The organism is Parvibaculum sp., from assembly GCF_019635935.1.
GTDB lineage: Bacteria > Pseudomonadota > Alphaproteobacteria > Parvibaculales > Parvibaculaceae > Parvibaculum.
This window is the reverse complement of record NZ_JAHBYN010000001.1, coordinates 1,009,819-1,025,341: the sequence shown is the minus strand read 5'-3', so window position 1 is coordinate 1,025,341 and position 15,523 is coordinate 1,009,819. Positions and strand designations below refer to the sequence as shown.

The 15,523-nt window shown below is 64.5% G+C and carries 19 protein-coding genes; 5 read left to right on the top strand and 14 right to left on the bottom strand.

Going from position 1 to position 15,523, the window contains the following annotated elements:
* Nucleotides 1–23 precede the first annotated feature (23 nt).
* Complete coding sequence (gene proC / locus KF719_RS05150) at nucleotides 24–851, top strand: pyrroline-5-carboxylate reductase (RefSeq protein WP_293507615.1); 828 nt, start codon at nucleotides 24–26, stop codon at nucleotides 849–851.
* A 70-nt stretch (nucleotides 852–921) separates the two neighbouring features.
* A complete protein-coding gene (locus KF719_RS05145; RefSeq protein ID WP_293507614.1) occupies nucleotides 922–1,530 on the top strand; it encodes a TetR/AcrR family transcriptional regulator in 609 nt (202 codons plus the stop codon).
* Nucleotides 1,531–1,534: 4 nt separating this feature from the next.
* On the opposite strand, the gene KF719_RS05140 is transcribed toward KF719_RS05145, so the two are convergent.
* The 4 genes from KF719_RS05140 to KF719_RS05125 form a co-directional block, all read right to left on the bottom strand.
* Complete coding sequence (locus KF719_RS05140) at nucleotides 1,535–1,906, bottom strand: nuclear transport factor 2 family protein (RefSeq protein WP_293507612.1); 372 nt, start codon at nucleotides 1,904–1,906, stop codon at nucleotides 1,535–1,537.
* Between the two features lie 91 nt (nucleotides 1,907–1,997).
* Nucleotides 1,998–3,305, bottom strand: coding sequence for an ATP-binding protein (locus tag KF719_RS05135; RefSeq protein WP_293507610.1), 1,308 nt, complete (start codon nucleotides 3,303–3,305; stop codon nucleotides 1,998–2,000).
* 101 nt (nucleotides 3,306–3,406) lie between these two features.
* The gene (locus tag KF719_RS05130) at nucleotides 3,407–4,138 is read right to left on the bottom strand and encodes a response regulator (protein WP_293507608.1); all 732 of its coding nucleotides are present in this window, start codon (nucleotides 4,136–4,138) and stop codon (nucleotides 3,407–3,409) included.
* A gap of 26 nt (nucleotides 4,139–4,164) precedes the next feature.
* Nucleotides 4,165–4,698 carry a MarR family transcriptional regulator gene (locus KF719_RS05125; protein WP_293507607.1) on the bottom strand — a complete coding sequence of 178 codons (534 nt, stop codon included), beginning with the start codon at nucleotides 4,696–4,698 and terminating at the stop codon, nucleotides 4,165–4,167.
* Nucleotides 4,699–4,951: 253 nt separating this feature from the next.
* Between KF719_RS05125 and KF719_RS05120 the strand changes: the two genes are divergently transcribed.
* Nucleotides 4,952–5,851, top strand: coding sequence for a branched-chain amino acid aminotransferase (locus tag KF719_RS05120; RefSeq protein WP_293507605.1), 900 nt, complete (start codon nucleotides 4,952–4,954; stop codon nucleotides 5,849–5,851).
* 50 nt (nucleotides 5,852–5,901) lie between these two features.
* On the opposite strand, the gene KF719_RS05115 is transcribed toward KF719_RS05120, so the two are convergent.
* The 9 genes from KF719_RS05115 to KF719_RS05075 all read right to left on the bottom strand — a co-directional run bounded on the left by KF719_RS05115 (nucleotide 5,902) and on the right by KF719_RS05075 (nucleotide 12,848).
* A complete protein-coding gene (locus KF719_RS05115) occupies nucleotides 5,902–6,327 on the bottom strand; it encodes a PaaI family thioesterase (RefSeq protein ID WP_293507604.1) in 426 nt (141 codons plus the stop codon).
* 102 nt (nucleotides 6,328–6,429) lie between these two features.
* Nucleotides 6,430–6,879 carry a molybdopterin synthase catalytic subunit MoaE gene (gene moaE, locus KF719_RS05110; protein ID WP_293507602.1) on the bottom strand — a complete coding sequence of 150 codons (450 nt, stop codon included), beginning with the start codon at nucleotides 6,877–6,879 and terminating at the stop codon, nucleotides 6,430–6,432.
* A gap of 4 nt (nucleotides 6,880–6,883) precedes the next feature.
* On the bottom strand, nucleotides 6,884–7,135 hold the full coding sequence (gene moaD / locus KF719_RS05105) for a molybdopterin converting factor subunit 1 (RefSeq protein WP_293507600.1): 252 nt from the start codon (nucleotides 7,133–7,135) through the stop codon (nucleotides 6,884–6,886).
* Nucleotides 7,132–7,767 (bottom strand): CDP-diacylglycerol--glycerol-3-phosphate 3-phosphatidyltransferase, encoded by a 636-nt coding sequence (gene pgsA, locus KF719_RS05100; protein WP_293507598.1) that lies wholly within the window; start codon nucleotides 7,765–7,767, stop codon nucleotides 7,132–7,134. Before pgsA ends, moaD begins: the two co-directional genes overlap by 4 nt.
* Before the next feature lie 59 nt (nucleotides 7,768–7,826).
* Nucleotides 7,827–9,740 (bottom strand): excinuclease ABC subunit UvrC, encoded by a 1,914-nt coding sequence (uvrC, locus tag KF719_RS05095; RefSeq protein WP_293507597.1) that lies wholly within the window; start codon nucleotides 9,738–9,740, stop codon nucleotides 7,827–7,829.
* 335 nt (nucleotides 9,741–10,075) lie between these two features.
* Nucleotides 10,076–10,483 carry a dihydroneopterin aldolase gene (folB, locus tag KF719_RS05090; RefSeq protein ID WP_293507596.1) on the bottom strand — a complete coding sequence of 136 codons (408 nt, stop codon included), beginning with the start codon at nucleotides 10,481–10,483 and terminating at the stop codon, nucleotides 10,076–10,078.
* A gap of 11 nt (nucleotides 10,484–10,494) precedes the next feature.
* The gene (locus tag KF719_RS05085; RefSeq protein ID WP_293507595.1) at nucleotides 10,495–11,259 is read right to left on the bottom strand and encodes an SDR family oxidoreductase; all 765 of its coding nucleotides are present in this window, start codon (nucleotides 11,257–11,259) and stop codon (nucleotides 10,495–10,497) included.
* A 10-nt stretch (nucleotides 11,260–11,269) separates the two neighbouring features.
* Nucleotides 11,270–12,316 carry a calcium/sodium antiporter gene (locus KF719_RS05080; protein WP_293507593.1) on the bottom strand — a complete coding sequence of 349 codons (1,047 nt, stop codon included), beginning with the start codon at nucleotides 12,314–12,316 and terminating at the stop codon, nucleotides 11,270–11,272.
* 178 nt (nucleotides 12,317–12,494) lie between these two features.
* On the bottom strand, nucleotides 12,495–12,848 hold the full coding sequence (locus KF719_RS05075) for a cupin domain-containing protein (protein ID WP_293507592.1): 354 nt from the start codon (nucleotides 12,846–12,848) through the stop codon (nucleotides 12,495–12,497).
* Between the two features lie 169 nt (nucleotides 12,849–13,017).
* Between KF719_RS05075 and KF719_RS05070 the strand changes: the two genes are divergently transcribed.
* Together KF719_RS05070 and KF719_RS05065 are read left to right on the top strand one after the other, a co-directional pair.
* Complete coding sequence (locus KF719_RS05070) at nucleotides 13,018–14,274, top strand: GNAT family N-acetyltransferase (protein WP_293507591.1); 1,257 nt, start codon at nucleotides 13,018–13,020, stop codon at nucleotides 14,272–14,274.
* A 76-nt stretch (nucleotides 14,275–14,350) separates the two neighbouring features.
* On the top strand, nucleotides 14,351–14,962 hold the full coding sequence (locus tag KF719_RS05065) for a hypothetical protein (protein WP_293507589.1): 612 nt from the start codon (nucleotides 14,351–14,353) through the stop codon (nucleotides 14,960–14,962).
* A gap of 3 nt (nucleotides 14,963–14,965) precedes the next feature.
* Here KF719_RS05065 and KF719_RS05060 read toward each other — a convergent pair whose 3' ends face one another.
* A complete protein-coding gene (locus KF719_RS05060) occupies nucleotides 14,966–15,520 on the bottom strand; it encodes a hypothetical protein (RefSeq protein ID WP_293507588.1) in 555 nt (184 codons plus the stop codon).
* Nucleotides 15,521–15,523: the final 3 nt, after the last annotated feature.

Genomic DNA, 15,523 nt, shown 5'->3' with positions numbered 1-15,523 from the left:
TCATTCAGACGACGGTTTCAGCCATGACACTTTCTCTCGAGCGCCCGCTGGTCTTGGTGGGTGCCGGCAAGATGGGCGGTGCGCTGCTTTCGGGTTGGCTCGACAAGGGCCTCCTGGCCACGCAGGTTTTCGTTCGCGATCCCGCACCCGGGCCCGACGTCGCCGAACTGGTTGCGGCCAGGGGCATTGCGCTCAATGCGGCGGTGCGCGATATCGCGGCGGCGCGGCCATCCGTCGTTCTCGTTGCCGTCAAGCCGCAAGCCATGGGCGACGTGCTGCCGGAGCTTGCGCTTCTGGTGCATCCCGAAACGCTGTTCATCTCGATCGCCGCCGGCACGAGCCTTCACCGGCTGAAAGAACTTCTGGGCGCCGAGTTGCATGCGGTCCGGGCCATGCCCAACACGCCGTCGGCGATCGGGCGCGGCATTACGGTCGCCTGCGCCAACGAGCGGGTAACGGCCGCGCAACGCGAAATCGCGCAACAGCTTCTTGCCGCCGTCGGCAATGTCGACTGGGTCGAGAGTGAGGCCCAGATCGACGCCGTGACGGCGATTTCGGGAAGCGGTCCGGCCTATGTCTTCTACATGGTCGAATGCCTCGCAGCGGCGGGGGAGGCGCTGGGTCTCGATCCGGCGCTGGCGATGAAGCTGGCGCGCGAAACGGTGAGCGGTTCCGGCGAAATGCTGCACCGATCGTCCGAGCCGGTTTCGGCATTGCGCGCCAACGTCACCTCGCCGGGGGGCACGACCGCGGCGGCGCTCGATGTGCTGATGGGCGAGGGCGGGCTGTCGCCGCTGATGCGGCGGGCGGCGCTGGCGGCGCGGGACCGGGCGCGCGAACTCGGCAAATAGGTCTTCGCCGTCTCGTCAAACCTGCTGCAACGCCCTATCTTTGTTGCTCAGGCGTTTCGAGGAACGAGACATGGCGGCAAAACGCGACCCCGAAGACAAGATCATCGATGCGGCGCTGAAGCTCGCGGCGTCGCGCGGGTGGTCGGGCCTGTCGCTGGCCGACATCGCAAAATCGGCGCGGGTCGGGCTGCCGGTGCTTTCCGGTCTCTTCGCCTCGAAAAACGAAATCCTCGCGGCTTTCAGCCGGCGCATCGATGCCGCGGTGTTGAAGGCGGCGTCGGCGGAGGATCTGTCGGGCGAAGAGGCGCGGGACCGGCTGTTCGATGTGCTGATGATGCGCTTCGACGCATTGGCGCCGCACAAGCCGGCGCTGAAAAACATTGCACGGGACCTCCGGCGCGACCCGGTGGCGGCAGCGGGATTGGTGCGGCCCATGCTGCAATCGCTGGGCTGGATGCTTGAAGCGGCGGGCATCGACAGTTCGGGGTTGGGCGGCGGCTTGCGGGTGCGCGGCATTGCGCTGGTCTGGGGCGCTGCGTTTCGCGTCTGGCTTGAAGACGGCGACGATCAGGCGAAGACGATGGCCGAGCTCGACCGGCGGCTGCGGGGCGGGGAGGCGTTTCTCGAACGCTTGCAGAGCTTTGGAAGAGGCGGTCGCGCGGGCGAAGCGGCGGCCTGAACCTTCAGAAGTGAAAGACGCGGCAGGCCGTGATCTTGCCGCCGCTCCATTCGATGATCTCGACGGCGCGTGTGCGGCCTTCCTCATTGCCATTGAGGACGCGCCAGTACTCGACCGATGCGCGGCCGGCGCCGTCTGCCTCATCCGCGATCACCTGGAGGATGTCGGCCTCGAATCTCGCGAGCCGTCCGGCCGCCGCCTCGGCATAAGCGCGTATTTCCGCAAGGCCGCGCAAAGTGCCGTCGGCGCGGTTCATCCGTTCGACGACGACCGAACTCATATGGGTGGCGCCGGGTGCGTACAGGCCTTCGATACGCGCGGGGTCGAGGCCTTCCCACGCGGCCTTCCAGCGGACGACAATGTCGGGCGGTGTCATCGGCAGCTCTTCTGGTAATTTTGTTACTTCTAACTGCCGGAATTTATACGATCATTTCAAAATAAAGTCAATATTGCTGACCTAACTTCCGTCAAACAGGGACGTGAATGATCGCGCGCAGACCGCCCATCGGACTGCGCGCCAGGACGATATCGCCACCATGGCCGCGGGCGATGTCGCGGGCGATCGCCAGCCCGAGGCCGGAACCGCCATCCTCCAGATTGCGTGCCGCGTCGAGCCGGTAGAATGGACGGAAGACTTCTTCGAGCTGGTCGTCCGGTATCCCGGCGCCGTCGTCGTCGATCAATATGTCGATGCCGCCGCCATCGCCCGCGTCATCCGTGCCGTGGATCGCGGTGATCCAGACATGCGGCGCGTGCTTGCAGGCATTGTCCACGATGTTGGTGAGGCAGCGCTTGAAGGCGTGGCGCCGGAGCGGCAACACGAGGTCGCCGTGCAAATCGAGCCGCAACTCGTAACCCTTGCGCTGCGCGTCGGCGCGCACTTCCTCGATGAGTTCGGCGAGGTCCGTTTCTTCCGAGGTTTCGCCCTGATGGCCGCGCGCAAATTCGAGGTAGTCCTCCAGCATACGCTCCATCTCGGAAATGTCGGCCCGTAGTTCCTCTATTTCGGGTGCGTCGCCGAGCATCGCAAGTTGCAGCTTGAAGCGCGTCAACGGCGTTCGCAGGTCATGACTGACGCCGGCGAGCATCGCGGTGCGCTGTTCGATCTGGCGCTTTATGCGCGCATGCATGTCCATGAAGGCCTGTGCGGCGCTCCGGACTTCGGCGGCGCCCTGCGGCCGATAGCTCGGCACGTCGCGGCCCTTGCCGAAGGATGTTGCGGCTTCGGCGAGGCGTTCGATCGGCCGGATCTGGTTTCGCAGGAAGACGATCGCGACGATGATCAGCACCACGGACGTACCGAACATCCAGACCAGAAAGATATGCCAGTTCGAGGCATAGACATGCGATGCCGGCGTAAGTATCCGCATGACGCCGCCATTGTAGGCGATGCGGATGTCCACATATTTGGAGTATTGCGCGGTGTTGATCCAGAAGGGGCGCGCGATACGCTGGCGCAATTCGTCGTTGAGCGAATTGTCGAGCAGGCTTCCCGTAGATGACGGCGTTTCGGGAAGCACTTCGCCGTCGAGGAATGCAATCGGCAGGCCCAGATGGGCGTTGGCGCGCGCGGCGATCCGCGACGCTTGCAGGGGTGTCGGATTTTCGTTGAACTCGGCGAGCATCAAGGCGATCTCGGCGACGGTCTTTGCCGATAGCCGTTGCGTCACAAGCTGCCAGTGACGCTCCAGAAAAACATAGGTCACGACGAATTGCAGCAGCACCATCGGTGCAACGATGATGATGAGCGAGCGCCCGTAGAGGCCGCGTGGCATCAGTCTCTTCATTATCTGGAACGGGCGCCAAGCCGCCGGTGCCGCCCGCGCGCGCTCCGGTTTCGTATCCGCATGAACCTCGGTTTGCATTTCGGCCACCGTCAGTCGGGCATCAGGGCGTAGCCTTCGCCGCGCACCGTCTGGAGGTATACAGGATTTCTCGGATCGCTTTCGAGTTTGCGCCGCAGCCGATTGATCTGGACGTCGATCGAGCGTTCGGCCGCTTCATTGTCGCAGAGGTCCAGTCGCGACAGGGGCGTGCGGGGGTTGGCCGAAAAAATGCGCATCAGCTGAATTTCACGCGTCGTCAACCGTATCTGCGTGTCGCCGTTCCACAATTCGCCGCGCGTGACATTGAAGCGGCAGGGGCCCAGGGAAATCTCGTCATGTTTCACCGTGCCCGGCGCCTGGGCGCGCCGCAGGATCGTGCGGATACGCAATATCAGTTCGCGCGGCTCGAAGGGCTTGGCGAGATAGTCGTCGGCGCCGCGCTCCAGCCCGTCGATGCGGTCGCCGGCCTCGCCGCGCGCCGTCAACATCAGGATCGGCACCGTCGAGGTGCGGCGCAGGTCGCGCGTCAGGTCGAGGCCGCTTTCGCCGGGCATCATCACGTCGAGCACCAGCAAATCGAAGGACAGACCGGCGAGCCGCGTCCGCGCCTCCGCGGCATTCTCGGCCGTGGTCACGCGAAAGCCGTTGTCGGCGAGGTAGCGTTTCAGCAGCTCGCGGATGCGCCGATCGTCGTCGACGACCAGTATGTGCGGCGCATCGTCGGCGGGGCCCGGCTTGTCGCCCGCTTTCGTTTCGCCGTCTGTCGTCGCTTCCGCCGTCACTCTTGAACCTTCCCGGTATTTCCCGTTCAGCCCGCGGGCGTCTTTGCGATCAGGGTTTCGACCTCCGGCCGGTCTTCCTCGTTCACCAGTGCCAGCAGGACGGTGCGCCACGCCGCGCTTGCGCCGGGGCCCGCCTTTTCGAGAGCGGCGGCAACGCGGGTTCGCTGCGGTGCCTCAAGGCGCTGCGCCAGTTCGCGGCCTGTGGCGGTCAGGAAGAGCATACGCTGGCGGCGGTCCTGCTTTCCTGTTTCCTGCTCGATGAACCCGCGTTCGATCAATTGTTTCAGCACGCGGGCAAGGCTCTGCTTGGTGATGCGCAGGATGTCCAGCAACTCGGCGACCGTGATGCCGGGGTTGCGGCCGACAAAATGCACCACACGGTGATGGGCCCGGCCGAAGCCGTATTCGATCAGGATTTCGTCGGGGTCGCTGATAAAATCGCGATACGCGAAGAAAAGCAGCTCGATTGCCTCGGTCAGATGGTCCGGGGCGCCGTCGCCAGCCGGAGCCGCGGTGTCGCCTTCCAGCGCGGGCGGGCGCTTTGTCTGGGGTTTTCCCATCGATTTTCCGTTCGCCATCATTTTATGTCAGCTATGTTGACATATTTTTGCCGGAGTGCTACCTCTTGCGGACTGCTTGAGACAGAATAAGCGCAAGGCTGGAAGCCTCGAATCTTCCGGCCACTATAATAGACGATTGCCGCGTAAATCTGTCTCCGGCAAATCCCGGTAAACGGGACCGCGAGGGCGGGGCAGGGCCAAGATCGACAACGACGAATGCCCACGCGACGCGGAAACACCAGGAAACCAGGTCATGGCAGACATTCCTTTCGATAAACGCGACGGCTTCATCTGGTTCAATGGTGAGCTCGTTCCCTGGGCGGACGCCAAGGTGCATGTGCTGACGCACGGGCTGCATTATGCGAGCAGCGTGTTCGAGGGCTGCCGGGCCTATGGCGGCGAGATCTTCAAGCTGCGCGAGCATTCGGAGCGGCTGATCAAGTCGGCCGATATTCTGGGGTTCAAGATTCCCTATTCGGTCGAGGAAATCGACGAAGCCTGCCGCACGGCGCTGCGGGCGCAGAAGCTTGTCGAAGGCTATGTCCGTCCCGTTGCCTGGCGGGGCAGCGAAATGATGGGCGTCAGTGCGCAGAAGAACAGGATCAACTTCGCCGTCGCGGCCTGGGAGTGGCCGTCCTATTTCGATCCGGAGCAGCGCAAGGTCGGCATTCGCCTCGACATCGCGAAATACAAGCGACCGTCGCCGGAGACCGCGCCGTCGATGGCGAAGGCTGCCGGCCTCTACATGATCTGCACGATTTCCAAGCACGCGGCCGAGAACAAGGGCTATGCGGACGCGCTGATGTACGACTATCGCGGCTATGTCGCAGAGGCGACGGGCGCCAACATCTTTTTCGTCAAGGACGGCGTTATCCACACGCCGAAGCCCGACTGTTTCCTCGACGGCATTACGCGGCAGACCGTGATCGCGCTCGCCAAGGCGCGCGGCTACGAGATCGTCGAACGCCACATCATGCCGGACGAACTGCCGGGGTTCAGCGAGTGCTTCATCACCGGCACGGCGGCCGAAGTGACGCCTGTCGGCGAGATCGGCCCGCATCGTTTTACGCCGGGCGTCATTTCCGCGACGCTCTTCGAGGATTATATGGCGGCCGTCAATCCGAAGGTCGCGGCCCGGGTCGCGACGGCCTGAACCTCCGCATCGCGGTTTGAAAGAGGGTGGCGCGTGCCGCCCTTTTTTGTTCAGCGTTTCACGATGCTGAAGGTGGCGTTACCGCGTGCGCAGGGTTTGCCGTCGGCCGTCACCCGGCATTGAGCGAAAGAGAGCGCCGCGCCGGTCTTGACAACTTCGGGCCGCACTTCGAGCCATTGCCCGATCCGCGCCGTGCTCAGAAAGTCGATCGTGAGGCCGACCGTCACCAGCCCGAGGGTATTTTCGAGCTTCAGACCGCAGGAAAGCCCCATCGCATTGTCGGCCAGCGCCGAGATCAGCCCGCCATGTGCGAAGCCGCGCGAATTGGTGTGCGGGGCGGCGACGCGCAGGCCGAAAAAGATCGCGTCGCCGGTGTTTCGCGAGTAGAGCGGCTCCCAGGGATCGGTGAGGGGGCTTCGGCGGAAATGGCGGGAGAAGCCTTCGGGTGGGGCGAGGGTGTTTTGATCTTGGGTCATGGGCCTAGTCCGGCGATGTTTCGGGATAGACCCGTTCTAGGCCGCCGGCCGGCTGCGGGTAACGCGGCGTTCGCGCAATAGTCGTGGCGAAAATGCGGCGCGCTAGCGCTTCCAGCGCGTTGCGGCCTTGTCGTCGCTCTCGCGGGCGTCCACCCAATGCGCCTCGCCCTGGCCTTCTTCCCGTTTCCAGAAGGGGGCGCGGGTCTTCAGATAGTCCATCAGAAAGGACGCGGCCTCGAAGGCGGCCTCGCGATGGGCCGAGGCGGCGACGACGAGGACGATATTGTCGCCGGGCGCCAGCCTGCCGACGCGATGCACGATCAGCGTCGCCTGAAGCGGCCAGCGCTCATGGGCTTCCGCCTCGATGCGGGAGAGCTCTTTTTCGGTCATGCCGGGATAGTGTTCGAGTTCCATCGACGTGACGGGTGCGCCCCCGCTCGCATCGCGCACCAGTCCGGAGAAAGTCACGACCGCGCCGATGTCGGTGCGGCCTTCCGTCAGCGCCGCCACTTCGGCGCCGATGTCGAAATCATCGGTCTGCACACGGATCATCTGCTCAGCCGCCCGTCACCGGCGGAAAGAAGGCGACTTCGGAGGCGCCGGCAATCGGCGTGTCGAGGTCGCCATGCTCCTGGTCGACGGCGCAGCGGATGACGCCGAGATCGGCGAAAGCGGCTTCGTATCCTTCACCGCGCGTTTTCAACCAGGCGATCAGTTCATGGACGTTGCCGGTGCCGGCGGGCGGCACGACATCTTCCTCGCCCATGCCGGTCTTCTGTTTCACCCATGCGAAATAGAGGAGCTTCACGCCCGTCCGTCCTGTTCGGCCGTCGGCTTTGCCGCTGCCGGCGGTTCGCGGCGCTTCGGCGTTTCGTCGGTGAGGTGGTGGATGCCGGCCCGGAAATAGTCGTAGCCTGTGTAGAGCGTCAGGATGGCGGCGGCCCAGAGCAGCGTCAGGCCCATCTCGGTGATGCCGGGCATGATCTTGTCGGCAGCCGGGCCCCCGAGCAGGAAACCGAGCGCCACCATCTGGATCGCGGTTTTCCATTTTGCAAGTTGCGTCACAGGTACACTGACGCGCAGCTCCGCCAGGAACTCGCGCAGGCCCGAGACCAGTATTTCCCGGCAGAGGATGATGATCGCCGCCCAGAGCGAGAAGCCCGCTATGACGTCCTGCCAGGTCAACGCGATCAGCACGACGGCGACCAGCAGCTTGTCGGCGATCGGGTCGAGCATCCGTCCGAGATTGGACTGCTGCTCCCATGCGCGGGCCAGATAACCGTCGAAGAAATCGGTGAGGCCGGCGACGATGAAGAGAAACAGCGCGGCCCAATGCCCGGCGTCGCCGGGGATGTAGAAGCAGGCAACGACCGCCGGCACCAGCGCGATGCGGAAATAGGTGAGCAGGTTCGGCAGGTTGGTCGCCATTTCGGGGTCCATATGTCGTGGGCCTGCAGTCTAGCATTCCCGATGCGAATGTCGCGACCGGCGGGCGAATATCAAGCTGCGCCGTCCGGATTCCCATGGAAATGATCATAGACGGCGCGTGCCACGGCCGTACTGATGCCATCAACCGATTCGAGGTCGGTGAGGCCGGCGCGGGCCACGGCGCGCGCCGATCCGAAATGTTTCAGCAAGGCACGCTTGCGGCCCGGACCGACGCCGGGCACCTCGTCCAGCGGATTGACGCCGATCGCCTTCGAGCGCCGCGCCCGGTGGCTGCCAATGGCGAAACGATGCGCTTCGTCGCGCAGGCGCTGCAGGTAGTAGAGGACCGGGTTGCGCGGCTCGAGCATGAAGTCGCGACGGCCGGCCATGAAGAAGCGTTCGCGGCCCGCGTCGCGTTCCGGTCCCTTGGCGACGCCGACCGCCGTCACGCTGTCGATGCCGAGTTCGGCCAGCACCTCGGTCGCGACCTTCAACTGTCCCGCGCCGCCGTCGATCAGGATGAGATCGGGCCATACGGCGTCCGGCCGGGTTTCCTGCGGTCCGTCGTCGGCATTGTCGCCGTCGTTCTCCTTCAGCAGCCGCGTGAAACGCCGCGTCAGCACCTCGCGCATCATCGCGTAGTCGTCGCCGGCCGCCATGTCGGCGTTCTTGATGTTGAATTTGCGGTACTGGGACTTCATGAAGCCTTCGGGGCCGGCCACGATCATGCCGCCTACTGCCTTCGCGCCCTGTATGTGGCTGTTGTCGTAGACCTCGATGCGCTCGGGCGTCTGCTCCAGCCCGAACACCTCGGCGACGCCTTCGAGCAGCTTGCGCTGGGACGAGCTTTCGGCGAGGCGGCGTCCCAGGGCTTCGCGGGCATTGGTCAGCGCATGGTCGACAAGCTCGCGCTTTTCGCCGCGGCGCGGCACCCCGACCGCGACCTTGCGGCCCGCACGGATCGTCAGTGCTTCGGCCAGCAGCGCCTTGCCGGGCGTGTCGTGGCTCAACAGGACCATGCGGGGTGGCTGCCGGTCTTCGTAGAATTGCGCGAGAAAGGCATCGAGCACTTCTTCGGTGGGCAATTCGCGGTCGTGACGGGGGAAGTAAGCCCGGTTGCCCCAGTTCTGACCGGCGCGGATGAAAAAGACCTGCACGCAAGTCTGTCCGCCTTCCGCCCAGGCTGCGAAGAGGTCGGCTTCGGTCACGGTTTGCGGATTGATGCCCTGATGCTGCTGGACCTGCGTCAGCGCGCGAATACGATCCCGGTAGACGGTGGCGGCTTCGTAGTCGAGGCTGGCGGCGGCCTCGTCCATCAGCCGCACGAGCTGTTCCTGCGTCTTGCGGCTGCGGCCTTTCAGAAAGTCGCGCGCTTCGGCAACAAGTTCGGCGTAGTCCTCGCCGGAAATCTCGCCCGTGCAAGGCGCGCTGCAGCGTTTGATCTGGAACAGCAGGCAGGGCCGCGTCCGGCTTTCGAAGACGCTGTCGGAGCATGAGCGCAGCAGGAAGGCCTTTTGCAGCGCGTTGAGGGTGGCATTGACTGCGCCGGCGCTCGCGAAGGGTCCGAAATAATCCCCGCGCCGGGCGCGGGCGCCACGGTGTTTCAGCACTTGGGGGAATTCGTGATCGCCGGTCAGCAGGATATGCGGGAAGGACTTGTCGTCCCGCATCAGCACGTTGTAGCGCGGCTTCAGCCGCTTGATCAGGTTGGCTTCCAGCAACAGCGCGTCGGTTTCGGTCGCCGTCGTGATGAATTCCATCTGTGCCGTCGCCGTGATCATCCGGGCGATGCGGTTCGGTTGTCCGGCGAGCTTGGTGTAGCTGGCGACACGCTTCTTCAGGCTGCGCGCCTTGCCGACATAGAGAAGTTCGCCATCGCCGTCATACATGCGGTAGACGCCCGGACTGTCGGGCAGCACACGCACTTTGGCGGCGATTAGCGCCACGCCCGTTTTTTCGGCAGATTTGCGTTCGGTGTCGTTCATTGTGGTTTGTATAGCATTGCGGGCGCCTTCGCGGCCCGCCGCAGCCTGTGGATAAGTGTGTTGAAACTTTCCGGTCTGACCGGTCCCGGGACTGTCAACGTCTTGTAATAATTAGGATTTGTGACAGCGGGTCAAATCCCTGCCTTTGCTAAGACATTGGAATGTATGGGTTTTTCTGACCTATTTCATGGCCGCCACCGCCCCGGCCAATTCGGCGCGCCATCCGGCCGGACGCAGGGAGGTGGGTGCGTTGCTGTGCACAAATCCTCCGTGTGCGGCGTTTGAAATGCCCAACGCGTTGATTCTATTGCGGCTTTCGGACGCCGCTTTTGGCGTCAGCCGCGCGGGCGAATACGCTCGATTTCGACGCCCACGCTCGAGGCTTCGGGAATCACCGCCAGCTTTTCGACGCGCACCAGCGCCACGCGCACCCGCTCGTCGGACAGGCAGGAACCGGCGATGCGTTCGGCCAGTGTTTCGACCAGGTTGAGATGGCCCTCCGCGACGATGGTTTTGATCCGGTCGACGACGGTCGCGTAGCAGACGACGTTCGACAATTCGTCGCCATGGGCCGCCTCCGAGACGGTCAGGTCGACATTGACGCGGATTGGCTGGGCGGCGCCGACCTCGTGGCGGAAGGCGCCGATATGCGCGTCCAGCAGCAGGTCCCGCACGAAGACGTGCCGCGTAGCTTCCGCGGCACTGGCTATTTTCAGACGGGTCACATTGTCAGGCTGGTTCATGTGTCGTTCTTCTATTCGGGAATGCCGGCGACGTCGGGCGTTTCCCAAGCGAGATGCTGGCCGCCGTCAAGGGTAATCATCTGGCCGGTCATTGAGGGCGCGGAGAGGATAAACCGGATTGCGGCGCAAATCTCTTCGGGCGTGGTTCCGCGTTGCAGGATCGTCGCGGCGCATTGCCGTGCGAAATCGGCCTCCGACTGGCGGGCATTGATCATTGCCGGTCCGGGGCCGATGCCGTTGACGCGAATATCCGGCGCCAGTGCGCGGGCCAGCACCTGGGTCAGATCCCAAAGCGCCATTTTGCTGATTGTGTAGGAAAGGAATTTCGGCGTCGGCGCCCAGACGCGCTGGTCGATCATGTTGACGATGTTGCCTTGCGCGCCTGTGGGCAGTTGCGCCGCGAAGGCCTGGGCCAGAAAGGCCGGCGCCCGCAGGTTGGCGTCCATATGGGCGGCCCAGCTTTCGGGCGTCATCGTTGCGGCCTCGTCCTTTTCGAAAAGCGAGGCATTGTTGACCAGCAGCGTCAGGGACCCAAGTTTACCCGTGATCGCCGCGACGAGGCCTTGCATTTCGCGGAGATCGGTGAGGTCGGCTGCAAAGGCGGCGGCGCGGCCGTTCCGCGCTTCGATTTCGCGCACGACTTCGGCGGCTTCGGCGGACGCGCTGCGATGATGCACGGCGACGGTCCAGCCGTCTTCCGCCAATGCGAGGGCAATGGCGCGGCCGATGCGCCGCGCCGCGCCGGTGACGAGGGCGGTGCCTTTGGTTGTCGTCACAATCGTTCTCTCAGAATCCGTTCAGCCCGTTTTCAAGTGCGGGCGCCATGTGTCCAAGCGCAAACATCGCATAGAGATAGGCGCCATAGCAGACCAGAAAGACAGCGCCGGCAATGCGCCCGATCTTGTGTCCCGTCATGGCCATGGGCAACAGCAGGACGGCGGCTCCCAGCATGACCCAGAGGTGGAAGGACAGGAAGTCCGGGTCGATCGGCAGTGGCGCGATCAGCGCCGTGATGCCGAGAATGGCCAGGATGTTCATGATGTTGCTGCCGATGATGTTGCCGACCACCATCTCGTCGTTGCGCCGGAAGACGGCCATCACCGAGGTCGCCAATTCGGGCAGCGACGTGCCGACTGCGATGAGAGACAGGCCGATCACCGCATCGGAAACACCGAATGCCTGTGCGATGTCGATGCCGCCATCGACCACCAGCCGGGCGCCGAGGGGCAGGCCGGCGATGCCTATGACGATTTTGAGCGCAATAACGCGGCGCGACTGCAAAGGCGGCGGTATGTCTCCGTGCGGCAGCTCGCGTGCATAGGACGCGCTCTGGGCGAAGGCGTCGTCCGGCACATCTGCCACGAGTGGCGAGGGCTCGTGCGGGTTCATGCGCGCGTCCCAGCCTGAATAGACCAGGTAGGCCGTCAAAAGTGCGAGGAGGAATATGCCTTGCCAGAACCCGAGCGGTCCGACGAAGCAGAGAACGACCAGCAGGACGCTTGCCGCCATCATGATCAGCATGTTGTGCGGCACGATCCGGCCGGCGCATGCGATCGGATAGATCAGGGCGGGCAGGCCGAGAATGAGCAGAATGTTGGCGATGTTGCTGCCGACGACGTTGCCGAGCGCGATGCCCGGTGCGCCGGCGAGGGCGGCGCGGACCGAAACCAGCAGTTCAGGCGCGGATGTGCCGAAGGCGACGATGGTGAGTGCGATCAGAAGCGGCGACAGGCCGTAGCGGGTGGCCAGCGAGGTGGCGCCCCTGACCAGCAGGTCGCCGCAGATGAGCAGCACCAGAAGGCCGCAGGCCAGATAGAGAAAATCGGGCAGCATCAACAGCACCGCCGTTGGGGCATACGCGTCACTGAGCCGCCGCGATGGCGGTTATTCGATCTGGTAGCGATGTCGATCCCCTTGATCGCTGCGGGTTCGCCCCCGAACCCGTATGTCCTTGTTGACGCATATAGGGCCCCGCGGTCCGTCTGACAAGAATCCGCGCGTTGACGCAAGGTCAGGCCTCGTAAATCGCATAATGCTTCCGGGTCGTTTCGACGACCTCCCAGACGCCACGAAAGCCCGCCGGGATCGCGAAGGCGTCGCCCGCTTTCACGGTCACGGGTTCGCCGCCGTCCGGGGTGATGCGGCTGATGCCCGAAAGGATATGGCAGAACTCGTGCTCGGAATATTCGATGCGCCAGGCGCCCGGATCGCTTTCCCAGATGCCGGAAAAGAATTTGCCGTCCGGCGACGCATAGAGGTTCCAGGTGCGGTTCGCCGGATTGCCGTTCACAAGCCGCTCGGGCGGCGGTGCGCCGGTCTCGGGCGTGAGGCCGTCGATGTCGAAAGGGATGAGGGTGTGTGGCATGGAGGCTCCCTGGCGTGGTGCGGGCGTTGCGGCAGCCGATCCTAGCATGCCGGATTTCGGCCGGTTTGTGGTCCGGCGCTGGCCGGAAGCTTGCTTGGTTCGGGTTGGGGGCGAAACCTTGTCCTGAATTGGGACGGTGTCGCGCCGAAAACGGACGGGTGACGGAAGCATGAGCCTGACGACGGACGATACAGACACGGTGTCCACGATGCTGCCCCAGCGGCGCATTCGAGGCGTAGCCGCCTCCTTTCCGGAACGTGTGGCGCGCGCGGCCGGCATCACGGTCTATACGAGTTTCGAGGCGGCGGAACCTGTCTGGCGCACTTTCGAGACGACGGCGGCCGGCACCGCCTTTCAGTGTTTCGACTGGCTTTCGGCCTGGCATGCACATGCGGGCGTTGAGACCACCCCGGCGATTGCGGTTGTGTCGCGACAGGGCGAACCGCTGTTGCTCGCGCCTTTCGGCATCGAGCGTTTCATGGGGCTCAAACGGCTGGTCTTCATGGGCGGCCGCATGGCCGACTACAAGGGACCGCTGCTCGCGCCCGATTTTGCGATGCATGTGCCTGACGGCGAATTTCCGGCGATGTGGCGCCAGATCGCCCGCGCCCTGCCGCGCCACGATCTCGCAATGCTGATGGACCAGCCCATTGCGCTGGGCGCGCCATTGGCGCCTGTACACAATCCTTTCGCCGAACTTGGCGGCGTGGCGGCCCCCGACAACGCCTATGTTTTCGATCTGCCGGCGACCTTCGACGAACTCGCGCTGCGCTACCGCGCCGAGACGCGGCGGATCGACCGTTCGAAAATGCGCAAGCTCGAGGCGGCGGGCGCGGTGACTTTCCGTTTTGCGGAAACGCCCGATGAATGCGTTGCGATGACCGGTGAGATCCTGTCACGCAAGGCGGCGCAGCTTGCCGCGCAGGGCATCCGTTCGATTTTCTCTGAACCGGCATATCGCGACGCCTATCTGGCGCTGGCGGCGTTGCCGCCTGAGCGGCAACTGCTCGATGTCGCCGAGCTGCGGCTCGACGGGACATTTCTCTCCGGCAGCATCGGCCATCGCCGCCAGGGCCGCACGACGCTGATGGTGCACACCTACGAAGCCGGCGCCTATGGCCGCCTCTCGCCCGGCCGGATGCATCTGCTGAAGCTTCTGCAGGCCAGTATCGCGCGCGGCGACACGGTCTACGACCTCTCGGTCGGTTATCTTCCCTACAAGGAAAGTTTCTGCGACACGCCGATGGAGATGCGCAGTCTCGTGATGGGCGCCAGCCTGCCGGGTCTCGCCTTTGCCGCGGGCATTCGCGGGGCGCTGGCGCTGAAGCGCCGGGTGAAGCACGACCCCCGGCTGATGGACCTTGTCGGACGCGGGCGCGCGGCACTTGGCCGGATGCGGACGCCCGGTCAATCCGCCGGGACGTGACTTCATATATTGACACGTATATTGCCAATTTAAACGGGCGGTCCTAGGCTTCCTCCGTCACAGGAGGAAACGCCCCATGCCCCGCCTCACCGGCCCCCGCCTTCTCGCTCTCGCATTGGCGCTGCTCTATGCCGCGTTCTGGGTCTGGTACGGCGGCGTGGGCAAACCGCTGTCGCCGGACGAGGTCGACCGCTTCATGGCGCAGATCGACGCGATGGTCACCGATCACCAGAGCCCCTTCGGCGCCCGCGAAACCCTCGAGGCCTGGGCGCGGGCCGATGACGGGCGCGAATTCTACATGGTCAATCTCGTCAACGATCCGGCGGACCTGGCGGCAGCCGAGGCCTATAACCGCGTCATCCTGCCGGAACTCTTCAAGCGCGCCGGGCATCCCATTTTCATGTCGCGGCCGATTGCGCGCTTCATCGAGCCGGCCGGGCTGGCGCCCTGGGATTTCGTCGCCATCGTGCGCTACCGCTCGATGCGCGACATGCTCGACATGATCACCGGGCCGGAAGCCGAGAAAATCCGGCATTTGAAGGAAGGCTCGGTGTCGAAGACGCATGTGTTCCCGACGCATATCGGCTTCAGCCTGCTCTGGGTGCGAATTCTCATGGCGCTCGTTTTCGCGGCGCTGGGCGTTGGCTTGCATTTCGTCTTCCGCCCGTTCGGCTGGTACGCACGCTGAACGTCAGCGCGGTCGCGCGTCCCAGGGTTCCAGCGTGCCGGCGATGCGGCGCGCGAGCGGCATTTCCATCTGGGCGATGGCGGCGGCCGAAATCTCCTCATGGTTGAGCCAGCGCGAAGTTTCGCCTACGCGCACGAAACCGAGCACCACCTGCGCATAGGTGAAGCCCGTCTGCTGCGCCAGCGCCTCGCCGCGCAAGGCGGCGATGGAGGGCTCGCCCTTCGGCCCGGTCAGGATCGAACGCGAGCCCATCACCTCGACCAGCAGCCCGCCCGGCGCCACCAGCGCATCGAGCGCGGCGCGCAGAAGTTCGGCGCGCGGGTGGATCCATGTCAGCGCGAGATCGAAGGGCGCGTGGCGTTCCAGCGCGGCAAGCAGGGAAACCGTGTCGCCGTAGTCGGCCGCCACGCGCGTCAGCTTGACGTCGAGCAGATCATTGCCGAATGAAAACCCGCCGGCGTTGCGCGACACGACGACGGCCTTCTTCACCCGCGCCGTCGCATGGGCCGCCGCCGCGTTCAACATGCCGGTTGTGCCAAGGAGGAGGGCGGTTTTCAAAAC